Consider the following 23,883-nt stretch of genomic DNA (forward strand, 5'->3'; position numbering starts at 1 on the left):
CTTCTGTGAGTTCCTGAAGGAGTCCCTTTGTTCCCCATGTCGTTCGCCCAGCGCCGGCTGTGGTTCGCGTTCCAGCTGGAGGGACCCAGCCCGACGTACAACTGCCCGCTGTACGTGCGCCTGTCGGGCGAGCTGAACCGGGACGCGCTGGTGGCCGCGGTCGCGGATGTGACCGGCCGGCACGAGGTGCTGCGGACCCGGTTCGCGGAGGAGGCCGGCGAGCCCTGCCAGGTGGTGCTGTCCCCCGAGGACGGGCGCCCGGAGGTCCGGTTCGTGGAGCTGGCCGGGGAGGCGGCGCTGACCGGGGCGCTGGCGGAGCAGGCGCGCTACTGCTTCGACCTCACCGCCGAGGTGCCGCTGCGGGTCACCCTCTACCGGGTCGCCGAGCGGGAGCACGTCCTGCTGCTGCTGATGCACCACATCGCGAGCGACGGCTGGTCGATGGCGCCGCTGGCCCGGGATCTGTCGGAGGCGTACGCGGCCCGGTGCGCGGACGCCGGGCCGCAGTGGGAGCCGCTGCCGGTCCAGTACGCCGATTACGCGCTGTGGCAGCAGGACGTGCTGGGCTCCGAGGACGACCCGGAGAGCCTGCTGTCGGAGCAACTCGGTTACTGGAAGGAGCAGTTGGCGGACGCGCCGGAGCTCCTCGAACTGCCGCTGGACCATCCGCGTCCGGCGGTGGCGAGCCACCGGGGCGCGACCGTGCGCTACACCCTGGACGCGGACCTGCACCGGCGGCTGGTGGAGCTGGCCCGCGGGTGCGACGCCACGGTCTTCATGGTCGTCCAGGCCGGGCTCGCGGTCCTGCTGTCGCGGCTGGGGGCCGGGCGGGACATCCCGGTCGGGACCGCCGTGGCGGGCCGTACGGACGAGGCGCTGGACGACCTCGTCGGCTTCTTCGTCAACACCCTGGTGCTGCGCACCGATCTCTCCGGCGACCCGACCTTCCGCGAACTCGTGGCCCGGGTCCGGGAAACCGACCTGGCCGCCTACGCCCACCAGGACGTGCCCTTCGAGCGGGTCGTCGAGGAGGTCAACCCGAGCCGGTCGCTGTCCCACACCCCGCTCTTCCAGGTGCTGCTGACCCTCCAGAGCAACGCGGACAGCACCTTCTCCATCCCGGGCGTCGAGGCCTCCTTCGGCGATGTGGCGACCGGGGTGGCCAAGACGGATCTCACCTTCTACCTGGAGGAGCGGTACACCCCCGAGCAGACTCCGGCGGGCATGGTCGGCGAGATCCAGTACGCCGTCGACCTGTTCCGGGAGGAGAGCGCGGAGATCCTGGCGCAGCGGCTGATCCGGGTGCTCGATGCGGTGACCGCGGCCCCGGACCGGGCCGTGAGCCAGGCTCCGGTGCTCGACGCGGCCGAGCACCGGCAGCTGATCGTGGAGCGCAACGCGACCGGCCACCCGGTGCCGCCGGCGACCATGCCGGAGCTCTTCGACACCTGGGTGGGCACCGATCCGCAGGCGCCCGCCGTGGTGTTCGAGGACCTCGTGCTGAGCTACGCGGAGGTGGCGGAGCGGGCCAACCGGCTGGCCCGGCTGCTGATCCGCCACGGCGTGGGCCCGGAGCGGGTGGTGGCGCTCGCCGTGCCGCGCTCACCGGAGATGGTGATCGCGGCGCTGGCGGTGCACAAGGCGGGCGCGGCGTATCTGCCCGTCGACCCGGAGTACCCCGCCGAGCGGATCGCCTACATGCTCGACGACGCCCGTCCCGCCTGCCTGCTCACCGTCGGCGGCGTCGCCCTGCCCGAAACCGGCTGCCCCCGCCTGCTCCTGGACGACCCCGCCGTCGTCGCCGAGCTGAACGACCTGCCCGCCACCCCGCTGGGCCCCCGCGCCGGCCTCCAACACCCCGCCTACGTCATCTACACCTCCGGCTCCACCGGCCGCCCCAAGGGCGTCGAGGTCACCCACGCCGGAGTGGCGTCGCTGGCGGCCACCCACGCCGAGGCCTTCGCGGTGGGGCCCCGGTCCCGGGTGCTCCAGTTCGCCTCGCTGAGCTTCGACGCCGCGGCCTGGGAACTGATCATGGCGCTGACCACCGGCGCCGCCCTGGTGGTGGCCCCCGCGCCCCGGCTGGCGCCCGGCGAGCCGCTGGCCCGGCTGCTGGCGGAACAGCGGGTCACCCATGCCACGCTGCCGCCCGCCGCGCTCGGCGTCCTGCCGCCGGACGGCCTGCCGGCCGGGATGACGCTGGTGGTGGCGGGCGAGGCCACCGCCCCGGAGCTGGTGGGGCGCTGGTCGGCCGGGCGACGGATGGTGAACGCCTACGGCCCGACCGAGGCCACCGTCTGCGCCACCATGAGCGAACCGCTGTCGGGCGCCCAGGTGCCGCCGATCGGCGGCCCGATCCGCAATGCCCGGGTCTATGTCCTGGACGCCTCGCTGCGCCCGGTGCCCGCGGGGGTCGCGGGCGAGCTGTATGTCACGGGTCCGGGGCTCGCGCGGGGCTATCTCGGGCGGCCGGGGCTGACGTCGGAGCGGTTCGTCGCCGATCCGTACGGTGCGCCGGGCAGCCGGATGTACCGCACGGGCGACCTGGCGCGCTGGCGGGCCGACGGACAGCTGGAGTTCCTGGGCCGCACCGACCACCAGGTGAAGATCCGGGGCTTCCGCATCGAACTCGGCGAGATCGAGGCCGCGCTGAGCGCCACCGGGCGGGTGGCCGAGGCGCTGGTCACGGTGCATGAGGACGCGGCCGCCGGGCGCCGGCTGGTGGCCTATGTGACGGCCGCGGGCGGTGCGGACGCACCCGAGCCCGCGGCGTTGCGGGAGGTGGTCGCGGAGTCGCTGCCGGACTACATGGTGCCGTCCGCCGTGGTCGTCCTGGAGCAGTGGCCGCTGACCCCGAACGGGAAGGTGGACAGGGACCGACTGCCCGCCCCCGACTACGCCTCCCGCGCCGGGAGCGGCGGCCGGGCGCCCCGTGACGCCACCGAGGAAACCCTCACCGCGCTCTTCGCCGAGGTCCTGGGCCTGCCCGCGGTCACCATCGACGACAGCTTCTTCCACCTCGGCGGCCACTCCCTGCTCGCCACCCGCCTCATCAGCCGGATCCGCACCGCCCTGCACGCCGAGATCCCGCTCCGCGCGCTCTTCGAGCACCCCACCGTCGCCGCGCTCGCCCCTCAGATCACCGGCGCCCACACGGCACGCACCCCCCTCACGGCCGCCGACCCGCGCCCCGCGCACCTCCCCCTCTCCCCCGCGCAGCGCCGCCTCTGGTTCGCCTACCGGCTCGAAGGCCCCAGCCCCACCTACAACATCCCGCACGCCCTGCGCCTGACCGGGCCGCTCGACCACGCCACCCTCACCCGGGCCCTCGCCGACCTCACCGACCGCCACGAGACCCTGCGCACCCGCATCACCGAGTACGACGGGGAGCCCCGGCAGACCGTCGTCCCCGCCGACGAAGCGCGTCCCGGGCTCCCCCTCGTGACCACCACCGAGGACCGGCTCCCCCACCACCTCGCCGAACAGGCCGCCCACGCCTTCGACCTCACCCACGAGAACCCGCTCCGCGCCACCCTCTACCGCCTGGGCGAGCAGGACCACGTCCTGCTGCTCCTCCTGCACCACATCGCGGGCGACGGCTGGTCCATCGCCCCGCTCCTCAACGACCTGTCCACCGCCTACACCGCCCGCCACCGGGGCACCGCCCCGGCCTGGCAGCCCCTCGCCGTCCAGTACGCCGACTACACCCTGTGGCAGCGGGAGGTGCTGGGCTCCGAAGCCGACCCCGACAGCCTGATATCGCAGCAACTGGACTACTGGCGCGCACAGTTGGCGGGCGCCCCGGAGCTGCTGGAGCTGCCGCTCGACCACCCCCGGCCCGCCGTCGCCTCCCACCGGGGCAGCACGGTCGGGCTGGCCGTCGACGCCGAGGTGCACCAGGGGCTGGTCGCGCTCGCGCAGGCCACGGACTCCACGCTGTTCATGGTGCTGCACACGGCGGTCGCCGCACTGCTGTCGCGGCTCGGCGCGGGCACCGACATCCCCCTGGGCACCGCCGTCGCCGGACGCACCGACGACGCCCTCGACGACCTCGTCGGCTTCTTCGTCAACACGCTGGTGCTGCGCACCGATGTCTCCGGCGACCCGACCTTCCGCGAACTCCTCACCCGGGTCCGGGACACCGACCTGGCCGCCTACGCCCACCAGGACGTGCCCTTCGAGCGCGTCGTCGAGGCGGCGCAGGTCTCCCGGGTGCTCTCACACATCCCGCTCGCCCAGGTGATGCTGCACCTCCAGAACAACGCGGACGCCCCGCGCAGCCTGCACGACGACGTGCGGATGGCGACCGAACCGACCACGCTGGAGGCGGCCAAGTCCGATCTGTCCTTCGGGCTGCGCGAGCGGTTCACCGAGGCCGGCGCACCCGCGGGCCTGACCGGCTCCCTGGAGTACGCCGAGGACCTCTTCGGCCGCGACGGGGCGCGGGCGATCGCCGAGCGGCTGGAGCGGATGCTGACGGCCGCCGCCGCAGCACCGGACCGCCCCGTGAGCGAGGCCGACCTGCTGGCGCCCGGTGAACGGCACCGGCTGCTGGTGGAGTGGAACGGCGCCGCCGGGGAGGCGGCCCCGGCCTCGCTGCCGGAGCTGTTCGAGGCTCAGGTGGCGCGTACCCCCGATGCCGTGGCAGTGGTGTACGAGGGCGCGTCGCTGACATACCGCGAGCTCAACGCGCGGGCGAACCGGCTGGCCCGGCTGCTGGTGGCGCACGGCGCCGGCCCGGAGCGCTTCGTGGCGCTGGCGCTGCCGCGGACCGCCCAGCTGGTCGTGGCGCTGCTGGCGGTGGTGAAGTCCGGGGCGGCGTATGTCCCGGTGGACCCGTCCTATCCGGCGGACCGGACCGCGTACATGCTCGCCGACTCCGGCCCCGAGCTGCTGCTGACCACCGCCGGAGCCGCGGCCGGACTGCCGGAGTCCCGGCCCCGGACCCTGCTGCTGGACGACCCCGGCACCGCCCGTGCGCTGGCGGGGTACGGCGACGGCGATCTGACCGACGCGGACCGCGGCGGCCCGCTGTCGCCGTCGAACGCCGCGTATGTCATCTACACCTCGGGCTCCACGGGCCGCCCCAAGGGCGTCGTCGTCCCGCACCGCAATGTCGCGCGGCTCTTCGCGGCGACCGAGGAGTGGTTCGGCTTCGGCCCGGACGACGTGTGGACGCTGTTCCACTCGTACGCCTTCGACTTCTCGGTGTGGGAGCTGTGGGGTCCGCTGCTGTACGGCGGCCGGCTGGTCGTGGTGCCGTACGCGGTGAGCCGTTCCCCGGAGGACTTCCTGCGGCTGCTGGCCGACGAGCGGGTGACGGTCCTCAACCAGACGCCGTCGGCCTTCTACCAGCTGATGCAGGCCGACGCGGAACACCCCGGCCTCGGCGCTCAACTGACCCTGCGCCGCGTGGTGTTCGGCGGCGAGGCGCTGGACCTGGGCCGGATGGCCGAGTGGTACCGCCGCCACGGGGACACCGCGCCGGTCCTGGTGAACATGTACGGGATCACCGAGACCACCGTGCACGTCAGCCATCTGCCGCTGGACGAGCGGGCGGCGGCCGGGCAGACCCGGAGCCTGATCGGCCGGGGCATCCCGGATCTGCGGATCTATGTGCTGGGCGACCGGCTGGAGCTGCTGCCGCCGAACGTGCCCGGCGAGATGTACGTGGCGGGCGCGGGCCTGGCCCGCGGCTATCTGCACCAGCCCGCGCTCAGCGCCGGGCGGTTCGTGGCCGACCCGTTCGGCCCGCCGGGCTCCCGGATGTACCGCACCGGCGACGTGGCCCGCTGGACGGCCGACGGGCAGCTCGAATACCTCGGGCGCGCCGACGACCAGGTGAAGGTGCGCGGCTTCCGGATCGAACTCGGCGAGATCGAGGCCGCGTTGGAGTCGCATCCGGCGGTGGCGCAGGCCCGGGTCGTCGTCCGGGAGGACGGGCCCGGCGAGAAGCGGCTGGTCGGCTATGCGGTCCCGGAGGCCGGGCCGGGCGGGCTGCCCGCCGCTGGCGTGCTGCGGGAGCACCTGTCCGGCGCGCTGCCGGACTACATGGTCCCGGCCGCCGTCGTCGCCCTGGACGCCCTGCCGCTGACCGCCAACGGCAAGCTCGACCACAAGGCGCTGCCCGCGCCCGAGTACACCGGCAGCACCACCGGGCGGGCCCCGCGCACCGCCCGCGAGGAGACCCTGTGCCGGGTCTTCGCCGAGGTGCTCGGCGTCGCGCACGCCGGGATCGACGACAGCTTCTTCGAGCTCGGCGGCGACAGCATCAGCTCCATCCGGCTGGTCTCCCAGGCCCGTGCCGCGGGGCTGGACGTGACGGTCCGGCAGGTCTTCGAGTGCCGTACGGCCGCCGCGCTCGCCGCCGTCGCCACCGAGATCACCCAGGACGCCGGACCGCGCCCGGCGGACGACGGTTTGGGCGGCTTCCCGATGACGCCGATCATGCACTGGCTGTACGAGCAGGACGGACCCACGGCGGGCTTCAACCAGTCGGTGACGGTCCGGGTCCCGGCCGGGCTCGGGGAGCAGCGGCTCACCGACGCCGTACAGAGCTGGCTCGACCACCACGACGTGCTGCGGCTGCGGATGGCGGGGGACGGGGACGGTGCGGACCGGCCCACGGTCGGCGCGCCCGGGTCCGTCCCCGCGGACTCCGTCCTGCACCGGGTGGAGATCGCCGGACTGGCGGCCGACGCCCGGGACCTGGCGCTCGCCGAGCACGGGGAGAAGGCCCGGCTGCGGCTCTCCCCGCACGACGGCGCCGTGATCCAGCTCGTCTGGTACGACGCCGGGGACGCTACGCCGGGGCTGCTCCAGATCCTGATCCACCACCTCGCGGTGGACGGTGTCTCCTGGCGCATCCTGCTGCCGGATCTGCGCACGGCATGGGAGGCCGCCGCGGACGGGCGGGTACCGGCGTTCGCCGAGGTGCGCACCTCGTTCCGCCAGTGGGCACACCGGCTGAACGAGAGCGCGCAGGAGCCCCGTTGGGAGGACGGCCTCGGGGTGTGGACCTCGGTCCTGAGCGACCCGGCGGCGGCCGCGCTGCCCGGCGTACGGCCGGTGGACCCGCGGACGGACACCGCGGAGACCGTGCGCCATCTGACCCTCGGCCTGCCGGCGGAGCGCCTCGAACCGCTGCTGACGACGGTCCCGGCCGCGTTCCACGCGAACGTGAACGACGTGCTGCTGACCGGCTTCGCACTCGCCGTCCTGGAGTGGCGCCGCCGGCGCGGCGACCGCTCGGCGGCAGGTGTCCTGGTCGACCTGGAGGGCCATGGCCGCGAGGACATCCTCGAAGGCGCGGACCTGTCCGCCACCGTCGGCTGGTTCACCAGCCTCTACCCGGCGCTGCTGGCCCCCGCGGCCGTCGACTGGGCGGAGCTGCGGGCGGGCGGCCCCGGCGTGGGCGCGGCCCTGAAGGCGGTCAAGGAGCAGCTGCGCGCGCTGCCGGGCAACGGGGTCTCGTACGGCATGCTCCGCTACCTCAACCCGCGTACCGCACCGCGCCTCGCCGAACTCCCCGCCCCCCGCCTCGGGTTCAACTACCTGGGCCGGTTCGCGGCGGCGGGCGGGAGCGACGGCGGGCTGTGGACCATGGCGAACGGGCTGCCCTCCCCCGCCCCGCGGGACGCCGGGGCCGCGGTCCCGCACGCGCTGGAGGTCAACGCCCTCACCGAGGACCTGCCCGGCGGTCCGCGGCTGAACGCCACCTGGTCCTGGCCGGCCGGCCTCCTCCCGGAGCCGGCCGTGCGCGAACTCGCCGAGCTCTGGTTCGAGGCGCTGGACGCCCTGGTCGTCCACACCGCCGGCGCCGAAACCGGCGGTCACACACCCTCCGATCTCTCCCTCGGGCTCTCCCAGGACGAGATCGACGCACTTGAAGCAGAACTGGGGATGCTCTGATGAAAAAGCAGTCCGCGCTGGAAGACGTCCTTCCGCTGACGCCGCTCCAGGGAGGCATGTTCTTCCACTCCTGGTACGACGACGAGGCGGTCGACGTCTACGGCGTCCAGATGGTCCTCGCCCTCGACGGACCGCTGCGCCCGGACCTGCTCAAGGCATCGGTGGCGGCGCTCCTGACGCGCCACCCCAACCTGCGGGCGGGCTTCCGGCAGCGGGCGAACGGCCAGCCGTTCCAGGTGATCCACCGCGAGGTGCCGCTCCCCTGGGAGGAACTCGACCTCACGGCACAGGACGACGCCCCGCGGCGGCTGGCGGAGTTCCTCACCGCCGACCGCGCCCGCCGCTTCCCGCTCGACCGCCCGCCGCTGATGCGGTTCACCCTGGTGCGGCTCGGGCCCGACCGGCACCGGCTGGTGGTCTCCAACCACCATCTGCTGCTGGACGGCTGGTCCACCCCGATCCTCGTACGGGAGCTGTTCACCCTGTACGAGCACGGGGGCGACGACCGGGCCCTGCCGCCGGTCGTGCCGCAGCGCCACTACTTCAGCTGGCTGGCCGCCCAGGACGACGCCGGATGCGAGCGGGCCTGGCAGCAGGCGCTCGACGCGCTGCCCGGCCCCTCGCTGGTGGCGCCCGCCGACCCGGGCCGGGTGCCGGTCGCGCCGGAGCGGGTGGCGGCCGCGTTCCCCGAGGGCTTCGGCGGGGACCTCGACCACTTCGCCCGGCAGCGCGGGCTGACCGTGAACACCCTGGTCCAGGGCGCCTGGGCGGTGGTCCTCAGCCGGCTCACCGGCCGCGACGACGTGGTCTTCGGGACCCTGGTCTCCGGCCGCCCGCCGGAGATCGCCGGGATCGAGTCGATGGTCGGGATGTTCATCAACACCGTCCCGGTCCGGGTACGGCTCGACGCGGGCGCCCCGGTCGCGGACAACCTCGCACGGCTCCAGGACGAACAGACGGCGCTGCTCAGCCGGCACCACCTCAGCCTGGCCCGGATCCAGCGCCTGGCCGGGACCGGCGATCTCTTCGACACCTTCGTGGTGTTCGAGAACGCTCCCGGGGACGACGGCACCCGGCCCTCGTACGCGGGGGTGCGGGTCGAGGTCGCCGAGGGCCATGACTCCGCGCACTACCCGCTGCGGGTGGTCGCCGGTCTCACCGGGCAGCGGCTCCAGATCGAGCTGGAGTACCGTCCCGACCTCTTCGACCGGGACGAGGCCGCGGCCGTACTCAGCGCGCTGGAAGGCGTACTGGGCGAGATCGTCGCCGGTCCCGGGCAGCCCGTGGCCGGCCTCGCCTGCCCGCTGCCGGCCGCCTTCCGGCGACTGGACGCCGCCGCCCCGGCTCCCGAGCCGGGCGCCGACGACGACGCCGAGGTGCTGCCCCCGGTCGCCAGGACGGCGTTCTCGGCCACCGAGGAAATCCTCCGCGGCCTCTTCGAGAGTGTGCTGGGCCGCCCCTGCCCGGGTGTCGACGACAGCTTCTTCACGCTGGGCGGGCAGTCGCTCACCGCGATCCGGCTGCTCAGCCGGATCCGCGCGGCCTTCGGCGTGGAGCTGCCGGTGCGGTCCGTCTTCGAGTCGCCGACCGTGGCCGGGCTGGCCGCCCGGCTGGCGCGGGCGGACACCACCCGCCCGGCCCTGGTGCGGGCCGCGCGCCCGGACCGGCTGCCGATGTCGTACGCCCAGCGCGGTCTGTGGTTCGCCTTCCAGCTGGAGGGCACGAGCCCGACGTACAACATCCCGCTGCCGCTGCGGCTGCGCGGAACCCTGGACCGGGACGCGCTGCGGGCCGCGGTGGGCGATGTGATCGAGCGGCACGAGGCGCTGCGCACCCGCTTCGCGGAGGTGGCCGGAGCGCCCTGCCAGATCGTGCTCCCCGCCGAGGACGCCCGTCCGGAGCTGGAGTATGTGACGCTCGACGGCGAGGAGCAGCTGGCCGCCGCCCTGGCCGCGCGGACCGGGCGCGGCTTCGACCTGGCCGGGGAACTCCCGCTGCGGGCCACCCTGCTGCGGATCTCGGACCGGGAGCATGTGCTGTTGCTCCTCATGCACCACATCGTGAGCGACGGTTCCTCGCTGGCGCCGCTGGTCCGGGACCTGTCGGTGGCCTACGGGGCGCGGCAGCGGGGCGGCGCGCCCCGGTGGCAGCCGCTGCCGGTGCAGTACGCCGACTACGCGCTGTGGCAGCGGGAGCTGCTGGGTGCCGAGGACGACCCGGACAGCCTGCTCGCGCAGCAACTCACGTACTGGCGTGAGCAGTTGGCGGGTGCGCCGGAGCTGCTGGACCTGCCGCTGGACCGGCCCCGCCCGGCGGTCGCCAGTCACCGCGGCGCGACCGCGCCGTTCACCCTGGACGCCGCGACGCACGAGCGGCTGGTCGAGCTGGCCCGGCGGTCCGACGCCACGGTCTTCATGGTGCTCCAGGCCGGACTCGCCCTCCTGCTGTCGCGGCTCGGCGCGGGCAGCGACATCCCGGTCAGCACGGTGGTGGCGGGGCGCACCGACGAGTCGCTGGAGGAGCTGGTCGGCTACTTCGTCAACAACCTCGTGCTGCGCACCGATGTGTCCGGCGACCCGACCTTCCTGGAGCTGCTGGGGCGCGTCCGGGAGACGGATCTGGCCGCGTACGCGCACCAGGACGTGCCCTTCGAGCGGGTCGTCGAGGCGGTCAACCCCACCCGGACGCTGTCCCACGCACCGCTCGCCCAGGTGGCGCTGATCCTCCAGAACACCGGCAGCGCCACGCTCGAACTGCCGGGCCTCGACGTCTCCTTCGAGGGCGAGGCCGAAGGGGCCGCCAAGGTCGACCTCGCGTTCAACCTGAGCGAGTCCCGTACGGCCGAGGGCCGCCCGGCGGGGATCGGCGGTCTGCTCGAATTCGCCGCGGACCTCTTCGACCCGGCGACCGCCCGGCTGCTCACCGCACGTCTGGCCCGGGTGCTGGCCGAGGCCTGTGCCGGCCCCGAACTGCCGGTCAGCCGCCTGGAGGTGCTCTCCCCCGACGAGCGCGACGCCCTGCTCCAGGACGGGCCGCACCGGCGCCCGGCCCCGCCGGCCGCCACCTTCGCCGAGCTCTTCGAGCGCCAGGTGCGCCGCACCCCGGACCGTCCCGCGCTGGAGACGGACCGCGTCATCGGCTACGCGGAACTCAACGAGCGGGCCAACAGGCTGGCGCGGCTGCTCGCCGCGCGGGGCGCGGGTCCCGAGCGTGCGGTCGCGGTCGCGCTGCCGCCGTCCGGGCACCTCGCGGAGGCCGTCCTCGCCGTGCAGAAGGCCGGTGCGGTGTATCTGCCGCTGGACCCGGGCTATCCGGCCGAGCGGCTGACCGCGATGGTCTCGGACGCCGCGCCCGTCCTGCTGCTGACCACGGCCGCGCTCGCGGACCGGCTGCCGGAGACCGGTGCTGTGCCGGTGCTGCTGGTGGACGACGCCGCCACCGCGGCCGCGTGCGCCGCACTGTCCGGCGCGGACCTGACCGACGCCGAGCGGACCGCCCCGCTGCGGCTCGACCACCCGGCGTACACCATCTTCACCTCCGGCACCACGGGCCGTCCCAAGGGCGTCGTGGTCACCCACACCGGGCTGGCCGCGTTCGCCGCCAACCAGGCCGCGCACTACGGCGTCGAGGAGCGCAGCCGGGCGCTCCAGCTCGCCTCGCCCAGCTTCGACGTCTCGGTGGCGGAGTTCTTCTGGTCGCTGCTGTGCGGCGGGTGCCTGGTCGTACCGGAGGGCACTCCCACGGGCGCGGAGCTGGTCGAGGTGCTCCGGGAGCGCCGGATCACCCATCTGATGATCCCGCCGTCGGTGCTGGCCGAAGTGCCCCGGACCGCGCTGCCGGAGCTGCGGGTGATGATCACCGGCGCGGAGGTGCTGCCCGCGGAGCTGGCCGCGTTCTGGGGCCGGGACCGGACGCTGATCAACGCCTACGGCCCCACCGAGGCCACCTGCGATGTCAGCTTCGCGATCCGCGACCCGCGGACCGCGGACGGCACCGCGGTGATCGGGCGGCCGATCGACGGCGCGCGGGTGTATCTGCTCGACGCGGCCCTTCAGCCGGTGCCGTCCGGCGTGGTCGGCGAGCTGTATGTCTCCGGCACCGGCGTGGCCCGCGGGTATCTGCACCAGCCGGCGGTGACCGCGGACCGCTTCGTCGCCGACCCGTTCGGTGCCCCGGGCTCCCGGATGTACCGCACCGGTGACCTGGCGTACTGGGACGGCGATGGACAGCTCCGCTTCTGCGGCCGGGCCGACAGCCAGGTCAAGGTGCGCGGCTTCCGGATCGAACTCGGCGAGGTGCGGGCGGCGGTGAGCCGGTGCGCCGGGGTGGGCCGCGCCGTGGTGACCGTACGCGAGGACCGGCCGGGCGACCGGCGTCTGGTGGCCTATGTCCAGCAGGCGCCGGACGGACCGCCGTTGAGCCCGGCCGCCGTACGGGACGAGACCTCCACGCTGCTCCCCTCGTACATGACGCCCTCGGCGTTCGTCGTCGTCGACAGCTGGCCGCTGACGCCGAACGGCAAGCTCGACCACCGGGCGCTGCCGGCGCCCGCCCCGGTCACCGGCCGGGCCACCCGGCCGCCGGCCTCCCCGCAGGAGGAGCTGCTGTGCCGGCTCTTCGCGGAGGTCCTGGGGGCCGAAGAGGTCGGCGTGGACGACAACTTCTTCGAGCTGGGCGGCCATTCGCTGCTGGCCACCCGGCTGGTGAGCCGGCTCGCGGCGCTGCTGGGCGGCGCCCCGGCGCTGCGCGATGTGTTCGCCGCACCGACCCCGGCCCGGCTCGCCGCCCAGCTCGACGGCGGCGGCAGCAGCGCGTTCGAGGTGATGCTGCCGCTGCGCACGGCGGGCAGCACCGCGCCGCTGTTCTGTGTGCACCCGGTCGCCGGATTCAGCTGGCGCTACTCGGCGCTGCTCGGCGCCCTGAGCACCGACCACCCGGTGTACGCCCTCCAGTCCCGGGGCCTGGACGGCACACAGCCGCCCGCCCGTTCCCTCGACGCGATGGCCGAGGACTACGTCCGCGAGATCCGCCGGGTGCAGCCGGAGGGCCCGTACCACCTGCTGGGCTGGTCGCTCGGCGGGATCATGGCGCATGCGGTGGCCACCGCGCTCCAGGCACAGGGCCAGGAGGTGGCGCTGCTCGCGGTGCTCGACGCCTACCCGGCGCCGGCCGACGGCCCCGGCACCGGCGGCCCCGAGGAGATCCTCACGCAGATGTACGAGGGCTACGCCGGGATCTACGGCCTGCCCGAGGGCGCCTCGCCGGAGCTGCCGGACACCGAGGTGATGCGGGCCCGGATCACCGACTGGCTGGGCCGCGGCGAGAGCGAGCTGCGCCATCTCGACGACGCGCAGCGGGCCGTGGCGCTGGACATCATGGTGAACAACGTGACGCTCACCAACGCGCGCCGGCTCGACCGGTTCCGCGGCACGATGCTGCTGGTGGTGGCCACGCAGAAGCAGCAGGAGTGGACCAGCCCGCAGGCCTGGAAGGAGTTCCTCGACGGCGAGCTGGAGATCCACGAGGTGGACTGCGAGCACTCCAGGATGCTGGAGCCGGAGCCGGCCGCCGACATCTGCGCCCTCCTCGCGCCGCGGATCGCCGGGCCGCGGGACGCCACGGCCGGCCCGGTGGCGGGGAGTACCCGATGACCACCCCGGTGCTCCCCGCCGCGGCGGTCCTCGGCGTCCTGGGCGGGATGGGCCCGCTGGCCTCGGCCGAGTTCCTCCGGACGCTGTACGCGGGCGAGTGGCACGGGCCGGAGCAGTCCCGCCCGCGGGTGCTGCTGGACTCCGATCCGGCCTTCCCCGACCGCACCGAGGCCATCCGGCAGGGCAGGGCCCGGGAGATGACCGAGCGGCTGGAGGACCGGCTGGCGCAACTGCTGGAGCGGGGCGCCGATCAGGTGGTCGTGGTGTGCTTCACGGCGCACCACTTCCTCCCGCTGGTCGATCCGGCGCTGCGCGGGCGGGTGGTGTCCCTGGTGGAGACCACGGCGGCCGAACTGGCCGGTGCCACCGGCCGGTTCCTGATGCTGTCCACGGAGGGCAGCCGCCGGGCGCGGATCTTCGAGTCGCAGCCCGGCTGGGACGCCGTGGCCCACCGGGTGGTGCGCCCCGACGAGGACGCGCAGGCCCGGGTCCACCGGCTGATCTACCGGATGAAGCGCTACGGTCCGCTGCCGCACGAGGCGCTGCCGGAAGTGGAGCACCTCATGCGGCGCCATGACTGCACCGGCGTCGTGCTGGGCTGCACCGAATTCCACCTGGTGTCGCGGGATCTGACGGAACGGTACGGCCCGGACCGGACGGTGGACGCCCTGCGCACCCTCGCGGTCCGCTTCTCGGCGGGTCTGCCGGCCCCTCAGCCGCTGGTGAGCAGCCTGCCCACCTCGGCCACCAGAGAGGGCGCCTGCTCCAGCAGGTAGAAGTGGTCCCCGGAGCGGACCCGCAGCCCGAAGTCCCCCTCGGTCACCTCCGCCCAGGCCCGCATGTCCGCCTCCTGGACATGCGGGTCCCGGTCGCCGAGCACGGCGGTCACCGGCACCCCGAGCCGGGGCAGCGGAACGGGCGGCCGGTAGTCGTCGATCAGCCGGTAGTCGGCGCGGATGGCGGGCAGCAGCAGCTCCCGCAGACCGGGGTGGTCGAGGGCGGCGGAGAACGTCCCGCCGAGCGCCATGACATCGGCCACCAGCACCTCGTCGCTCTCCCGGGAGATCCCGGAGGGCCGCAGCCGGGACGGTGCGCTGCGGCTGGAGACCAGCAGCCGGCGCAGCACGCGCCCGTGCCGCCGCTCGATCCGCAGCGCCACCTCGTGCGCGACCGACGCCCCCATGCTGTGTCCGAAGAAGGCCAGCGGCCGGTCCAGGGCTGGCACCAGCTCCTCGGCGATCCGGCCGGCGAGCTCGTCCATCGTCTCGACGGGGGGCAGCGCTATCCGGTCCTCCCGGCCGGGATAACAGACCGCGACGACCTCGATATCCGCCGGCAGCCACTGCGGCCAGTCCCGGAAGAAGCTGGCCGCGCCGCCGGCGTGCGGAAAGCAGACCAGCCGCAGCCGGGGGTCCGGCACCGGCCGGGGACGGCGGAACCACTCCTGGTCGAGGGCGCGGTGCGCGCCCCTCGCGGCACGGGAAACAGTCATGGTCAACCCTTCGGGGAGATACGGCACAGGGGAGGTACGACCGGGGCCGGACTCGGCCGGGACGCTAGCGGGCGCCCCTATCGACGCCGTATCAAGACCCCGCCGGCCGCACGGAAACCGGCCAGGAATAACGACACAATGACGCGGCGATTGCCGCCCTCCCTAACGTCCCGGTCAGGAACTCGGCCCGCCCAACCGCGGGTCACGAGCGGGTCAGGGAGTCGACTGTGTACGACGTCATCGTGGTCGGGGCGCGCTGCGCCGGGGCTTCTACGGCCATGCTCTTCGCACGTGCCGGATATCAGGTGCTGATGGTGGACCGCGCCGAGTTCCCCCGGGACACGCTCAGCACGCTCTACATCCACCAGCCCGGCGTGGCGCTGCTGCGGCGCTGGGGGGTGCTCGACAAGGTGATCGCCACCGGCTGCCCGCCGCTGGACCGGGCGGTCTACCGGATCGCGGACATCCGCATCGAGGGGTGCTCGATCCCGGTCGACGGCCACCGCGCCGCGTACGCCCCGCGCCGCTATCTGCTGGACGAGATCCTCGCGGACGCCGCGGTCGCCGCGGGCGTGGAGTTCCGCCAGGGCTGCACCGTCACCGAGGTGCTGTCCGACGAGGAGGGCCAGGCCATCGGGGTGCGCTGCCGTACCTCCGACGGCGGGACCACCGAGGAGCACGCCCGGCTGGTGGTCGGCGCCGACGGGATGCGCTCCCGTTTCGCCACGATGGTCGACTCCCGCATCACCACCGAGCACCCGCCCGCGACCTGCGCCTACTACACGTACTGGGAAGGCGTCACCGACCGCTTCGAGCTCTACGAGGCACCGGGCCGCTGGGTCGGCACCGTGCCCACGAACGACAACACCACGCTGATCGCGGCGTACTTCCCGCAGTCCGAGTTCGAGCGGGTCCGCAAGGACGCGATGGGCGCCTACCTGGAGGCGGTCCGCGGCACGGCTCCGGAGCTGTACGCGAAGATCGAGTCACAGACCCCGCTGGAGCGGCTGCACGGCACCGGCGACCAGCGCAACTACTTCCGGGAGGCGGCCGGGCTCGGCTGGGCGCTGGTGGGCGACGCCGGGCACCACAAGGACTCCATCACCGCCCGCGGCATCACCGACGCCTTCCGCCAGGCGCAGCTGCTGGTGGACTGCGTCGGCACCGGTCTGCGCGACCCGGAGAAGCTGCTCGACGGGCTGGAGGAGTACGCCTACCAGCGCGACGAGATCCTCATCGACGCCTACCACTCGACGCTGTCCGTCGCGGAACTCGAAGTGCCCGAGCACCGGCTGTCCATGCTGCGCACCGTCGCCGGTGACCAGGAGCTGATGGACCGCTACTTCGCCACGCTGGCCGGTGTCATCGGGGTGGAGGAGTTCTTCACCCCCGAACTGGAAGCGCGCCAGGAACTCACGCGCCAGTAGGAGCCCGCCACCCCGGCGCGCTCCCCGCCAACATCCGTCCGGCAGCGGCCCGTTCACCTCACCACGAACCGCACCGGACGGCTGCTGAAACGTCGTGCCCCGCTCAGAGCGGGGCACGCACGGACACCTCGGCCGGGATCGGTCAGCAGTGTGCTCAAGACCCGGCAGAGGTGCCGACTTACCGCAGGTGGCCGCATGTCCACCTGCTTTCACTGAAGGAGGCTGTGATGGAAGAGCAGAACGAGCTGTCCACCGTGGAGCCCTACGCCGCCCCGATGCTGGTCGAGGTCGGTGAGTTCAACGAGGACACCCTGGGCTTCATCGGCTGGGGCAAGGACATCTTCGGCCACTACGGCGGCTGACCGTCCCGTCCCTGATCACTCTCAGGAGTAGATGTAGATGACCGGTGCCGGATTCGTGGTCCTGCCGGACACGGCGGCCGCCGCCGAGGCTCACACGGTGGCGCCCTGGGCGTCCCCGCGGGTGCTCTCGCATGCGTCGGGGCGGCCGTGGCTGGTGGGTGTCTGGTCACCCGCGGAACTGCGGGTGGCCACCGCGGGCCCGGTGCAGGTGGCGGTGGCCGGGGTCTGCCCGGTCACCGCCACCCGGTTGTCCGAACTCACCGCCCGGATACGGACGGTGTCCGACGTGGACGCGCTGGCCGCCGCCCTGCCGGGCGCCTGTCATGTGGTGGCCTCGGTCGGCGGACAGGTCCGCGTCCAGGGCAGCCTGACCGGACTGCGCCGGGTCTTCCACACCCGGATCGCCGGGGTGGACATCGCCGCGGACCGGGCCGATGTGCTCGCCGCGATGACCGGTGCCGGAATCGACACCGGCGCCCTGGCCGTACGCATCGCCTGCGGCGGCCTCCTCCCGTCCCCGCTCGCCGATCAGCCCCTGTGGTCCGGCATCGACGCCCTGGCCCCGGACCACTGCCTGGTCTGGGACCGTGAACGGGCCCGCACGCTGCGCTGGTGGCGGCCGTCCGCCCCCGAAGCCCCGCTGCCGGCAGGGGCGGAAGCCGTGCGGGACGCGCTCACCACGGCACTCCACGACCGCACGCCCGACGGGGGCCGGCTCAGCAGCGACCTCTCCGGAGGCATGGACTCCACCTCCCTCTGCTTCCTCGCCGCCCGGAACACCCCGGAGTTGCTGACGTTCCGCTGGGGCGAGGCCGAGGCGGGCAACGACGACGCCGCCTTCGCCGCCCACTCCATCAGCGCCCTCGACCGCGCCGAACACCTCGTGGTTCCCCCCGGCGACCTCCCACCGCTGTTCGCCGACCCGGACGCCCTCATGGACACGGAGGAGCCCTACCCCTTCGTCCGCACCGCCGCGCGCACCCGGCACACCGCCCGGCTCCTCGCCGATCGCGGCGCCCGCCGCCATCTCGCCGGCCACGGCGGCGACGAACTCTTCACCCCCTTCCCCGGCTATCTGCACCCGCTGCTCCGCCGCCGTCCACTGACCGCCCTCCGGCACGTCCGCGGCTACGCCGCCCTCAAACGCTGGCCCGTGCTGCACACCCTGGCCGCGCTGACCCGCCCCGGCGACGAAGCGGCCTGGTGGCGCGCCCAGGCGGAGCACCTCACCGACCCGCCGCTGCGCAAGCGCCGCCCCAGCCTCGGCTGGGGCCTGTGGCCGCTGCGCGCACCGTCCTGGGCCACCGGCACGGCCACCGACGCGGCCCGCGAGGCACTCCGGCGGACCGCCGACCGGTCCCGCCCCCTCTCCACCGACCTGGGCCAGCACCAGACCCTGGTCGCACTGCGCACCAGCGCGCCCTGGTACCGCCTGCTGGCCCGCCCGTTCGCCGAGGCCGGAGTGCAGCTGGACTCCCCCTTCTTCGACGACCGGGTCGTCGAAGCCGTCCTGGGCGTCCGGGTGCACGAGCACGCCGGCCCATGGCGCTACAAGCCGCTGCTGGCCGACGCGATGCGCGGCATCGTCCCCGCGAGCGTGCTGGGCCGCGGCACCAAGGGCGAATTCAGCGACGAGGCGAGCACCGGGCTGCGCCGCAACCTCCCCGCGATCCTCGACCTGTTCACCGACTCCGCCCTGGCCGCCCACGACCTGATCGACCCGGGAAGGCTGCGCACCCAACTCCTCTCCCCCCAGGCCGACAACGCCATGGGCATCGCGCTGGAGCCCTTGATCGGCTGCGAACTCTGGCTGCGCGCCGCCACCCGCCCCACCCCTGCTTGGAGGTCCGACGATGCCCGTACGCCTGCACCCTGACGTGGTGTCCACCGACACCGACGACGGCACAGTCCTGCTCAACGAACGCACCGGCCGGTACTGGCAGCTCAACGCCACCGGCGGCCAGGTCCTGCGCCAACTGCTCGACGGCCACGAGGCCCCCCGGATCGCCGCCGAGGTCGCGGCCCGGCACCGCATCGCCCTTCACCGGGCCGAGCGCGACGTGACCGCGGTGATCGAGCAACTCCGCACCGCCCAGCTGGTGATCGCGTGAGCCTGCCCGTCGCCCTGTCCGAACGGCGCAGACTCCCCCTGCACCGCCGCCTCCTCCCCCTGCTGGCCGTCGGCATCGCCCGCCTGCTGGCCAAGGCCAAACCCGCGCGACTGCGGAAGGTCCTGGAATTCGCCCGCCGCGGCGCACCCCCGGCCACCCCCGACCAGGCCCTCGCCGCCCGCGACGCCGTCGTCTCGGTAAGCCTGCGCTGCGCCGGCCAGGGCTGCCTTCAACGCTCCATCGCCACCGCCCTCCTCTGCCGCGCCCACGGCACCTGGCCCACCTGGTGCACCGGCATCCGCACCCACCCCTTCGCCGCCCACGCCTGGGTAGAAGCCCACAACCACCCCATCGGCGAACCCCACCCCAAGGGCCACTACAAGCCGCTGATCGCCATACCGGCGGTGGGGGTGGGGGGCGGCGAGCGCGAGGAGGGCGCCGCTGCCTAGCAGTCACGGCCCGGGACGCTGCTGATGCGGGGCGGAGCCGACGGCCGGGGTCGCCACCGCTCCGCCCCGATGTCACTGCCGCAGGTAGGCCAGAACCGCCAGGACGCGCCGGTGATCGGCGCCGCTCTCGGGGAGACCGAGCTTGTCGAAGATGTTCCCGATGTGTTTCGACACCGCTGCCTGGCTGACGGACAGGGAGTTCGCTATGGAGGCGTTGGAGCGGCCTTCGGCCATCAGGGCCAGCACCTCCTTCTCACGCGGTGTCAGACTCTGCACCGAGGACTGGCCCCTGCGACGGCCCAGCAGCCGGCGGATGATCTCCGTGTCGATGACGGTCTCGCCGTCGGCCACGCGCTGCACCGAGCCGAGGAATTCCGGGATGTCGCCCACCCGGTCCTTGAGGAGGTACCCCACTCCCGACGGGTTCGTCTCCAGCAACTCCGCCGCGTAGTCCGCGTCGAGGTACTGCGAGAGCACCAGCACGCCGAGGCCGGGGTGCTCCGCGCGCAGGGCGATGGCCGCGCGCAGGCCCTCGTCCTTGAAGCCCGGCGGCAAACGGACGTCCACCAGGGCGAGTTCAGGCCGGTGTTCCCGCACCGCGGCGATGAGGGACGGCGCATTGTCGACGGCGGCGACGACCTGGTGACCGAACTTGGTGAGGATCTGCACCAGGCCCTCCCTGAGCAGGGAGGAATCCTCAGCCATCACGATCCGCATGGAATCTCCACATGCAAGAGGGTCGGCCCGCCGACCGGGCTCGACAGATGAACGGTTCCGCCGAAGACCGCGACCCGGTCCGCAAGCCCCAGCAGACCGGTCCCGGACTCCGCGTCGGCGCCACCGACGCCATTGTCGCGCACCTCCAGCACGAGCCCGGTGCCCGTCCGGCGCAGCGACAGCCGGACCTCGGTGGCGGCGCTGTGCTTGGTGACGTTGGTCATCGCCTCGCACGCCACGAAGTACGTCGCGGCCTCCACGGCCTCCGGCGGACGCTCGGCCAGCTCGACCTCGGCCTCCACCGGCAGGACGGCATCCTCCGCGAGTTCGGCGAGCGCGGCGGACAGGCCCCGGTCCGTGAGCGTCGCGGGGTAGATGCCGTGGACGAGTTCCCGGAGTTCCCGAAGGGTGGTCCGCGCCTCCCCGGCCGCCTTGTCGACGAGTTCACGGGCCGCGGCGTCGCCCCCGGCGAGCTCCAGCTGCGCGAGACCGAGCGTCATGATCAGGCCGGTGAGGCGCTGCTGGGCACCGTCGTGCAGATCACGCTCGATCCGGCGGCGCTCCGCATCGTAGGCGTCCAGGATGCGGGCCCTGGACCGGACGAGTTGGCCGATGCGTTCGTCGTGATCGGCACCGGCGCCGCCGTCACGTCTCGTCAGGACCCGAGTGGCCAGTCGGGCACGGGCGGCCGCGTACCTGGTCAGCGTCAGGTAGGTCAGCGCCAGCAGGACCGCGCCGCACAGCACCAGCAGGACGGCCTGCGCGTCCGAGTGCGCCTGGAAGACAGCCATCCGGACCTGCCCGTCCGGGGTGAAGCGGCGCAGGAGCGGCGCGGCGAGCAGTGCCAGGGACAGCGTCAGGCTTCCCGTCACCAGGACGAAGTCGCAGACCGACAGCGCACAGTGGACCACCGCGTAGGCCAGTTCCCACCACGTCGCCCGCTCGGTCGCTCGCTGCCGGAGCCAGGCGCGCGGCCCGCCACCGGAGACCGGGGCGTGCGGCGAGGGAACGGCGGTGCCGGTGAACATCCGCAGCCGGGCCCGCTCGACCGCACCCAGCGGGATGCCCGACAGCAGCACGGCAGCGATCAGCGGAATGCCCACGAGGAACAGCACGGTCGCCAGACCCAGCACCAGCAGGACCGCGCAGCAGATCAGCCACACCAGCCCGACGGGGAAGCCGCAGACCAGATAGAGCACCGACCGGGCCGGCCGCGCGCTCCCGATGCGTAATCGCCCGTACACCGCCTCGTACCGCTGCCGGTCCGCCATCCGTCCCCAACTCGCCCTCGCCGCCGTCCCTTTGCCCTTCGCCGGCAGAGGAGTGGACCGAGGGTAGACCTCGCTCTACCCCGGCTGTCCAGCTCACTCCACCGACATCGCCCCCCGGGAAGGATTGACTCGTGCCATGAAGACAACGCAGCCGCCCCCCACCGTCCACAGGCCGGCGACCGGCAGGAGTCCGGCCGTCGACCTGCGGTCCCTCCAGAAGACGCACGGCAGGGGCCGGCAGGCGGTCACCGCCCTGCACGGCATCGACCACGCCATCCCCAGCGGGTCTTTCACGGCGGTGATGGGCCCTTCGGGCTCCGGGAAGTCCACGCTGCTGCACTGTGCGGCAGGCCTTGAGCGCCCGTCCTCCGGCTCTGTGACGCTGGCCGGGCAGAATCTCGCCGGGCTGTCCGAGCGGCAGTTGACGCTGCTGCGGCGGGACCGCATCGGGTTCGTCTTCCAGGACTTCCACCTGGTCCCCGCGCTGAGCGTCGCCGCCAACGTGGCGCTGCCGCTGCGCCTGGCGGGGCGCCGGCCGGACCCGCACCGGCTGGAGGAACTGCTCACCAACGTGGGCCTGTTGGACAAGCGCCACCGCCGGCCGGCCGAGTTGTCGGGCGGTCAGCAGCAGCGTGCCGCCCTGGCCCGGGCACTGGTCACCCACCCCGAGGTGGTCTTCGCGGACGAGCCGACCGGCGCCCTGGACCGGGCCTCGGGCCGCGACGTGCTCAACCTGCTGCGGGACGCGGTCGACGACCTGGGCACCACCGTGGTCATGGTGACGCATGACCCGCAGGCGGCAGCCTGGGCGGACGAGGTGCTGGTGCTCGCCGACGGCCGGCTCGTGGACCGCCTCACCGGACCCGAGGTCACCGCCGAGACCATCGCGGCCCGCATGGCCGCTCTGGGGGTCTGACGGTGTTCTTCCTCGTGCTGGGTTCCCTGCGCACACGGCTGTGGCAGTACGCCGGAGTGCTCGTGGTGGTGGTGATGAGTTCGGCGCTGGTCACCACGCTGGCGACGGTGCTGGACCGGGTGCACCAAGTGAGTGCCGAGGGCGGTGCCGAGAAAGCCGCCGGGTCGTTACTGGGCCTTGTGGGCGGCACCTCCGGGCTGACCGCCTGGCTGCTCGTCGTCAACACCATGTCCCTGGTGGTGCAGCAGCGCCGCCGTGAGATCGGGGCACTGCGGACCATCGGGGCCACGCCCCGGCAACTGCGGCTGGAGATCGTCGGCGAGTCCTTGGTGATCTCTCTCGCCGGAGCTGCGGCGGGCGCCGGCATCGGCCTGGCCACGGCCGGGCCCACGCTGGCCTGGCTCATCCGCAACGGCATTCTGGAGCCCGGGCCCACGGGCGGGCCGTCCCTGCCGGGCTTCACCGCGGGCGTGCTGGGCACGACGTGCATCGCCGTGCTCGCCGCGTGGGCCGCAACGAACGGCCCGATGCGGATCTCGCCGATCGCCGCCCTGCGCGAGGCCGAGGTGGAGCGGCGCGCGATGCCGACCGGGCGTGCCGTCGGCGCGCTCGTCATGCTCGGGCTCGCCTGGGCGTCCTGGGACTGGTACGGGCGCCGCAGCGGCCCGCACGAGGCGATCAACGGCACCATGGCGCTGTGCCTGCTGCTGATCCTGTCCGCCTGGCTGCTCCTCCCGCTCCTCGTCCGCCCGATCGCCGCACTGAGCGCCGTCCCGGGCCGCCTGCTCTCCCGTTACTCCGGCACCCTGGCCGCGGCGAACAGCGCGGCGGCCACCCGCCGCGTGGCCGCCATGGCCGGCCCCGTACTCATCGCCGCGGGCCTCAGCGCGATACTGCTGTGCGGCAACTCCGTTTCGCAGCACACGGATTCCCGCCCGGCCGTCGTGTCGGCATCGACCCGGACCACTGAACCGGCGGCTCCGGAAACAGCCAACGAACGTGCCGCCAAGGAAACCCGACAGCACCAGGCACCGGCCGACACCCGCCAAGAGCGCAACGCCGTCGGCCTGCGCATCCTGATGGTCCCCCTCATCACGTTCTCCGCCATCGGCATCCTGAACACCCTGCTGCTCGCCACGCGCCGGCGCCGACAGGAGTTCGCCACCCTGCGGCTCACCGGAAGCACCCGCGGCCAGCTCCTGCGCATGCTCGGCTGGGAGTCCGCAGCCGTCGTACTCAGCGGACTCAGCACCGCCACCGCAGTGGTGTCCGTCTCCCTCGCGGGCCTCGCCTCGCGGCTGTCCCTCCCGACGCCGGACCTACTGACCCTCCTCCCGTGGGGCCCCCTGGCCCAGGTAGCCCTCGGCTGCGCCGCCCTGGGCCTGCTGGGCGTCCTCGTCCCCGGCCTGCTCGTCCTGCGCGTACACCCTTCCCAGGTGGCGCGCGCCGACTGAGGCGCTGCGGGGGTCGGGTCGCCGAGGTCCGAGGTGTCCGCCGATAGTCCGTCAAGGTCTCCCCTCGACGCGAGATTGGACCGCCGTGCGTCTGCCCCCTCGGTACGTGTCCGCTCCAAGAC

The 23,883-nt window shown here is 73.7% G+C and carries 13 protein-coding genes; 10 read left to right on the top strand and 3 right to left on the bottom strand.

The genetic code is table 11. The features are described 5' to 3' along the window. The first annotated feature begins 36 nt into the window (after positions 1–36). From TU31_RS06150 to TU31_RS06160, 3 genes are read left to right on the top strand one after another with little or no spacing between them, the layout of a single operon-like run. A complete protein-coding gene (locus TU31_RS06150) occupies positions 37–7,911 on the top strand; it encodes a non-ribosomal peptide synthetase (RefSeq protein ID WP_042150470.1) in 7,875 nt (2,624 codons plus the stop codon). Then, the gene (locus TU31_RS06155; RefSeq protein ID WP_042150472.1) at positions 7,911–13,562 is read left to right on the top strand and encodes a non-ribosomal peptide synthetase; all 5,652 of its coding nucleotides are present in this window, start codon (positions 7,911–7,913) and stop codon (positions 13,560–13,562) included. Before TU31_RS06150 ends, TU31_RS06155 begins: the two co-directional genes overlap by 1 nt. Continuing rightward, entirely contained in the window at positions 13,559–14,338 is a 780-nt protein-coding gene (locus TU31_RS06160; RefSeq protein ID WP_042150475.1) for an aspartate/glutamate racemase family protein, read from the top strand. The genes TU31_RS06155 and TU31_RS06160 overlap by 4 nt, the downstream gene beginning before the upstream one ends. Here the strand turns inward: TU31_RS06160 and TU31_RS06165 are convergent. Next, a complete protein-coding gene (locus TU31_RS06165; RefSeq protein ID WP_042150477.1) occupies positions 14,275–15,054 on the bottom strand; it encodes a thioesterase II family protein in 780 nt (259 codons plus the stop codon). The genes TU31_RS06160 and TU31_RS06165 overlap by 64 nt on opposite strands. Positions 15,055–15,281: 227 nt before the next feature. Between TU31_RS06165 and TU31_RS06170 the strand changes: the two genes are divergently transcribed. From TU31_RS06170 to TU31_RS06185, 5 genes are all read left to right on the top strand, one after another. After that, positions 15,282–16,481 (top strand): NAD(P)/FAD-dependent oxidoreductase, encoded by a 1,200-nt coding sequence (locus TU31_RS06170; RefSeq protein WP_042150479.1) that lies wholly within the window; start codon positions 15,282–15,284, stop codon positions 16,479–16,481. Between the two features lie 227 nt (positions 16,482–16,708). Further along, on the top strand, positions 16,709–16,843 hold the full coding sequence (locus tag TU31_RS37835) for a keywimysin-related RiPP (RefSeq protein WP_018090024.1): 135 nt from the start codon (positions 16,709–16,711) through the stop codon (positions 16,841–16,843). Positions 16,844–16,880: 37 nt separating this feature from the next. Continuing rightward, entirely contained in the window at positions 16,881–18,719 is a 1,839-nt protein-coding gene (locus TU31_RS06175) for a lasso peptide isopeptide bond-forming cyclase (RefSeq protein ID WP_042150481.1), read from the top strand. A gap of 4 nt (positions 18,720–18,723) precedes the next feature. After that, positions 18,724–18,954 (top strand): lasso peptide biosynthesis PqqD family chaperone, encoded by a 231-nt coding sequence (locus TU31_RS06180; RefSeq protein ID WP_306304251.1) that lies wholly within the window; start codon positions 18,724–18,726, stop codon positions 18,952–18,954. Beyond that, complete coding sequence (locus tag TU31_RS06185) at positions 18,951–19,403, top strand: lasso peptide biosynthesis B2 protein (protein WP_042150486.1); 453 nt, start codon at positions 18,951–18,953, stop codon at positions 19,401–19,403. Before TU31_RS06180 ends, TU31_RS06185 begins: the two co-directional genes overlap by 4 nt. Positions 19,404–19,475: 72 nt before the next feature. Here TU31_RS06185 and TU31_RS06190 read toward each other — a convergent pair whose 3' ends face one another. Both TU31_RS06190 and TU31_RS06195 read right to left on the bottom strand, forming a co-directional pair. Continuing rightward, on the bottom strand, positions 19,476–20,120 hold the full coding sequence (locus tag TU31_RS06190) for a response regulator transcription factor (RefSeq protein WP_042150487.1): 645 nt from the start codon (positions 20,118–20,120) through the stop codon (positions 19,476–19,478). Next, positions 20,108–21,391: a sensor histidine kinase gene (locus TU31_RS06195; RefSeq protein ID WP_052718835.1), complete on the bottom strand. Its 1,284-nt coding sequence runs from the start codon at positions 21,389–21,391 to the stop codon at positions 20,108–20,110. Before TU31_RS06195 ends, TU31_RS06190 begins: the two co-directional genes overlap by 13 nt. Before the next feature lie 136 nt (positions 21,392–21,527). Between TU31_RS06195 and TU31_RS06200 the strand changes: the two genes are divergently transcribed. Further along, positions 21,528–22,307, top strand: coding sequence for an ABC transporter ATP-binding protein (locus TU31_RS06200; RefSeq protein ID WP_042150490.1), 780 nt, complete (start codon positions 21,528–21,530; stop codon positions 22,305–22,307). 2 nt (positions 22,308–22,309) lie between these two features. Next, the gene (locus TU31_RS06205; protein ID WP_042150493.1) at positions 22,310–23,761 is read left to right on the top strand and encodes an FtsX-like permease family protein; all 1,452 of its coding nucleotides are present in this window, start codon (positions 22,310–22,312) and stop codon (positions 23,759–23,761) included. Positions 23,762–23,883 lie beyond the last annotated feature (122 nt).

It is taken from the genome of Streptomyces lydicamycinicus, from assembly GCF_000829715.2.
GTDB classification, from domain to species: Bacteria; Actinomycetota; Actinomycetes; order Streptomycetales; family Streptomycetaceae; genus Streptomyces; species Streptomyces lydicamycinicus.